This window comes from Streptomyces iranensis (genome assembly GCF_017874715.1).
Classification (GTDB): domain Bacteria; phylum Actinomycetota; class Actinomycetes; order Streptomycetales; family Streptomycetaceae; genus Streptomyces; species Streptomyces iranensis.
In genome coordinates, this window is sequence record NZ_JAGGLR010000065.1 from 1 (window position 1) to 5624 (window position 5624).

Annotated in this window: 2 protein-coding genes; both read right to left on the reverse strand. The window is 72.8% G+C overall.

The genetic code is table 11. The features are described 5' to 3' along the window. A partial coding sequence (locus tag J2Z30_RS49110; protein WP_209469202.1) for a type I polyketide synthase occupies positions 1-1592 on the reverse strand: 1592 nt, incomplete at its 3' end. Positions 1593-1646: 54 nt separating this feature from the next. Beyond that, the coding region (locus J2Z30_RS49115) for an SDR family NAD(P)-dependent oxidoreductase (RefSeq protein WP_209469203.1) at positions 1647-5624 on the reverse strand (3978 nt) is incomplete at its 5' end.

Consider the following 5624-nt stretch of genomic DNA (forward strand, 5'->3'; position numbering starts at 1 on the left):
AGTGACCAGCCGACTTCCTCCGCTGATGTTTCGGGGTTGGTGGCCAGTCGTTCGGCCAGTGCCCGTGCCTGACCGCGCAACGCTTCGGCGCCACGTCCGGAGATCACCCACGGCACCACACCACCCGCCGAAACACCACCCGCCGAAACATCACTCGCCGACACCCCGCTCCCCGAGGTGTCCGATGCGGGGGCGGCCTCGGCCGGTTCGGGTGCCTGCTCCAGGATGAGATGGGCGTTCGTACCGCTGATGCCGAACGACGACACACCCACACGGCGCGGCCGTCCGTTCGCCGCCCACTCGACGGGTTCGGTCAGCAGCCGCACCTCGCCCGCGCCCCAGTCCACATGCGGTGTCGGTTCGTCGATGTGCAGGGAGACGGGGAGCACCTCGTGCCGCAGGGCCTGCACCATTTTGATGACGCTCGCCACCCCGGCGGCGGCCTGCGTGTGTCCGATGTTGGACTTGATGGAGCCCAGCCACAGCGGGCGGTCCTCCGGCCTGCCCTGGCCGTACGTGGCCAGCAGCGCCTGCGCCTCGATCGGATCGCCCAGCGTCGTGCCCGTACCGTGCGCCTCCACCGCGTCCACCTCGGACGGCGACAGTCCCGCATTGGCCAGGGCCTGCCGGATCACCCGCTGCTGCGACGGCCCGTTCGGCGCCGTCAGACCATTCGACGCACCGTCCTGGTTGACCGCCGAGCCCCGGATCACCGCCAGCACCCGATGGCCGTTGCGCCGCGCGTCCGACAGCCGTTCCAGCAGCACCAGACCGACGCCCTCGGAGAAGCCCGTGCCGTCGGCCGCCGCCGCGAACGCCTTGCACCGCCCGTCCGGGGACAGCGCGCGCTGACGCGAGAACTCGGTGAACCCACCGGGCGTGGCCATCACCGTCACCCCGCCCGCGAGGGCCAGCGAGCACTCGTCCTGCCGCAGCGCCTGCACCGCCAGATGCGTGGCCACCAGTGACGACGAGCACGCCGTGTCCACCGTGACCGCGGGCCCTTCCAGGCCGAACGAGTACGACACCCGGCCCGAGACCACGCTGCCGAGGTTTCCGGTGGCCACGTAGCCCGCCGAGTCGCTCGTCGTCTGGCCGATGAGCGACAGATAGTGGTACGAGTCCACCCCGGCGAACACCCCGGTGGCACTGCCGCTCAGCGCCTCCCGCGTGAGCCCCGCGCGTTCGAACGCCTCCCACGCCGTCTCCAGCAGCAGCCGCTGCTGCGGATCCATCGCCGCCGCCTCACGCGGGCTGATCCCGAAGAACTCGGCGTCGAAGTCGGCCACATCGCGGAGGAATCCGCCCTCGCGGGCGCTGCTGGTGCCGACGTGCTCCGGATCCGGGTCGTAGAGGCTCTCCAGGTCCCAGCCACGGTCCTCGGGAAACGAGGAGATGACGTCCACGCCCTCGTCCACCACCCGCCACAGATCCTCGGGGGTCGCCACATCGCCGGGGAAGTGGCAGGCCATCCCGACGATGGCGATGGGCTCCCGGGCGCGGTCCTCGACCTCGCGCAACTGCCGCCTGGCCAGACGCAGATCGGCGGTCGCCCGCTTGAGATAGCTGCGGAGCTTCTCGTCATCCGTCATATCGCATCAACCCGATCGTCACGGCTGTCCTGATTCATCGGAGACTGTCGTCATTCATCGGAGACTGTCGTCGGAGGGGACAGTCAGCTCGTTGTCGAGCGCCCGGAACAAGTCCTCGTCGCTGGCCGACGCCAGATCCTCCTCGGCGTCGTCGTCGCCGTCCGCGTCCTGCCATGGGCCGTCCGCCTTGCGCAGCAGCTCCCGCAGCCGCGCCGCGATCCGGGCCCGCTGCTCCCGGTCGGCGATCCCCCCGGTCAAGGCGGCGTCGAGGGAGTCGAGGCCGGTGAGGAGCGAGTCCGCAGCCACCGTCCCGGCCGGGACCAGGAGCTCCTCCAGCAGCCGCACCACCGCCGTGGGCGTGGGGTGGTCGAAGACCAGCGTGGCGGGCAGCCGCAGTCCGGTGGCGGCGCCCAGCCGGTTCCGCAGCTCCACGGCGGTCAGCGAGTCGAAGCCCAGCTCCCGGAAGTTCTGGGCGGGGTGGATGGCATCCGCCGTGTCATGGCCCAGCACCGTCGCCGTGGCGCTGCGCACCAGCTTGAGGAGCGCCTGCCGCCGATCCTCCCCGGACATGGCGGCGAACGCCTCGGCCGGTGCCGTCCCGCCCGGGGCGACGGCTCCGGTGGCCGCCTGCGGGGCGGTGCCGCGCACCAGGCTCCTGAAGAGCGGCGGCAGATCGTCGGCGTGGGCCTCACGCCGCATCGTGGTCAGGTCGAGCCGGACGGGCGCCAGGGTCGGCAGGCCGCTGTCGAGTGCGATGTCGAGCAGTGCGAGGCCCTGTTCGGTCTCCAGCCCCACCATTCCTGCCCTCGCCAGCCGTGCCCGGTCGGTGTCCGTCATCCCACCGGTCATGCCGGTGGCCTGGGCCCAGTACCCCCAGGCCAGGGAGGTGGCGGGCAGGCCCTGGGCATGACGGTGCACGGCGAGCGCGTCCAGGAAGGCGTTGGCCGCCGCGTAGTTGCCCTGGCCCGCGGCGCCCAGCAGCCCGGCGGCCGCGGAGAACAACACGAACGCCGACAGCCCGGCGTCGCGGGTGAGTTCATGCAGATTCCACGCCGCGTCCGCCTTCGCCCGCAGCACCTCGTCGAGTTGATCGGGTGTGAGCGCCTCGACCGTGGTATCGCGCAGCAGCCCGGCGGCATGGACGACGGCGGTGAGCGGATGGCGGTCGGGGACGGTCTCCAGCAGCTTGGCCAGGGCGGTCCGGTCGGCCGCGTCACAGGCCACGATGGAGACGTGTGCGCCGAGCTCGGTCAGTTCGGCCGCCAGCTCCGTGGCCCCCGGTGCGTCGAGGCCCCGGCGGCTGATGAGCAGCAGCCGCCGTACGCCGTGGTGCGCCACCAGATGGCGGGCGGTGGCGGCGCCGAGGGTGCCCGTCCCACCGGTGATGAGGACCGTGCCCTCCGGGTCGAGGGGGGTGGGGAGCGTCAGCACGATCTTGCCGATGTGGCGGGCCTGGCTGAAGTAGCGGAACGCCTCGGGGGCCCGGCGGATGTCCCACAGCGTGGTGGGCAGCGGTTGCAGTGTCCCGTTCTCGAACAGCGTCGACAACTCGGCCAGCAGCTGCCGGATGCGATCCGGACCCGCCCCGCCGACCAGGTCGAACGCGCGATAGACGACCCCCGGATACCGGGCGCCGACCTCCTCGGGGTCGCGGACGTCGGTCCGGCCCATGTCGATGAAGCGACCGCCGGGGGCCAGCAGCCGCAAGGAGGCGTCCATGAAGTCACCGGCCAGGGAGTTGAGCACCACGTCGACCGATCCGGCGGCGGCGCGGAACACCTCTTCGAAGTCGAGGGCGCGCGAGGAGGCGATATGACGGTCGTCGAAACCGCGCTCCCGCAGCGCGTGCCACTTCGCGGGTCCCGCCGTGGCGAACACCTCGGCCTGCCAGTGGCGAGCCAGCTGCACGGCCGCCAGGCCCACCCCACCGGTGGCCGCGTGCAGCAGCAGCTTCTCCCCGGCCCGCAGCCCCGCGAGATCGGCGAGACCGTAGTAGGCCGTGAGAAAGGCGGACGGTGTGGTGGCCGCCTGTGCGTAGGACCACCCCACGGGGATCCTGGTGATCATCCGGACGTCGGTGACCACCAGCGACCCGGTGCCGTTGAACAGGCCCATGACCCGGTCGCCCACCGCGAACTCCTCGGTGCCGGGCCCGACTTCGACGACCACCCCCGCACCGTCGCCGCCCAGTGGCCTGGGGTCCTCCACCATGCCCAGCGCCACCACGACGTCATGGAAGTTCACCCCACCCGCCCGAAGCGCCACCCGGACCTCGCCCCGGCCCAGCGGGCGGGTGTTGTCCGGGCAGTCGACCAGCGCCAGCTGGTCCAGGCTGCCGTGGCCGGTCAGCCCCAGACGCCACGTGGCCGACCCCTCCGGCGGGGTGAGCCGCTTGGCCGCGTCGTCGTGGACCAGCCGCGGTACGTACGCCACCCCCTCCCGCAGCGCCAGCTGGGGCTCGCCCGAGGCGACGGCGTCGGACAGGGCCCGTAGCGAGGCATCCCGGCCATCGAGGCCGAGTGCGTCGAGGTCGAGTCCGTCGAGGTCCAGTCCGTCGAGGTCGAGCAGCAGGACCCGGCCGGGGTTCTCCGACTGGGCGCTGCGCACCAGACCCCACACGGCGGAGGCGGGCAGATCGTGGACATCGTCATGGCTCTGCGGGGCGACCGCCCCACGGGTCACCACCGCCAACCGGGCGTCGGCGCATTCGGGAGCGGCAAGGAACTCCCGCAGCACCCCGAGGGCCTCCCCGACCAGGTCATGGGTGCGCTCCACCGGATCGCCGCAGCCATCGGCGGAAGAGCCGAAGAGGGCGAACACCACATCGGGGGCCGGGGCCCCGTCCGCCACGGCCGCCCGCACGGCGGCGAGATCCGGGAGGTGGGAGGCATCCGGCAGCGCGTCGGCCAGGGGACCGCCGGCCGGACCGATCACCGCCGAACGGCACGCGGGGGCGCCCTCGGCCGGTGTCATCCGCGTCCAGGCCAGCTGGAACAGCGAATTCCTGCCCGCCGCACGAGCCCGGCCCAACTGCCCGTCCGGCACCGGGCGCAGGATCAGATCGTCCACGACGGCCACCGCCGCGCCGGTCGGATCGGCCGCGAGCAGGGTGAGCCGGTCCGATGCCGTCGGGGTGATGCGGATCCGCAGGGTGTCCGCGCCGGTGGCGCACAGCCGCAGACCGCTCCAGGTGAACGGGAGCAGGATCCGGTGCGCGTCCTCGGAGTCGGGGGCGACGTCCAGGGCACGGGCGTGCAGCGCGGCGTCGAACAGGGCGGGATGGATGCCGTACGCGGCCGTGCCCTCGCGCTCCCCTTCGGGCAGGGACACCTCGGCGTAGACGTCGCCGTCCAGCCGCCACGCGGCGGTGAGGCCCTGGAAGGACGGTCCGTAGTGATATCCGTGGTCGGCGAGCTGCCGGTAGAAGTCCTCGACGGGGAGCGGTGTCGCCCCGTGAGGCGGCCAGGCGCCCTCCAGGGCGGGGAAGTCGGGCGCGGTGGAGGCGGCGAGCGCACCGGTGGCATGCCGGGTCCAGGCCGTGTCGCCGGTGTCGGCCGCCGGCCGTGAATGCACCGTGATCGGACGCTCGCCCGTGTGATCGGGAGCGGCCACCGCGATCTGCACATCGACCGCCTCGCCCTGCGGAATCACCAGTGGCGCGTGCAGGGTCAGCTCCGCCACCTGGTCACATCCGGTCCGCGCGGCCGCGTGCAGGGCGAGTTCGGCGAAGGCGGTGCCCGGCAGCAGTACGGTGTCCAGCACCCGGTGGTCGTTCAGCCACGGATGGGTCCGCGGCGACAGCCGGCCGGTCAGCAGATGGGCGCCGCCCTGCGCGAGTTCCACGGCGGCGCCGAGCAGCGGATGTTCCGCGGGCCCCAGCCCGAGGTCGCCCGGGTCGCCACCGTGGCCACCCCGCCCGTCCAGCCAGTACCGCCGCCGCTGGAAGGCGTAGGTGGGCAGGTCGATGGTGCGGGGTGCGGGGTCGGTGCGGAACCAGCGGGTCCAGTCGACGCTGACTCCGGCGGTGAACGC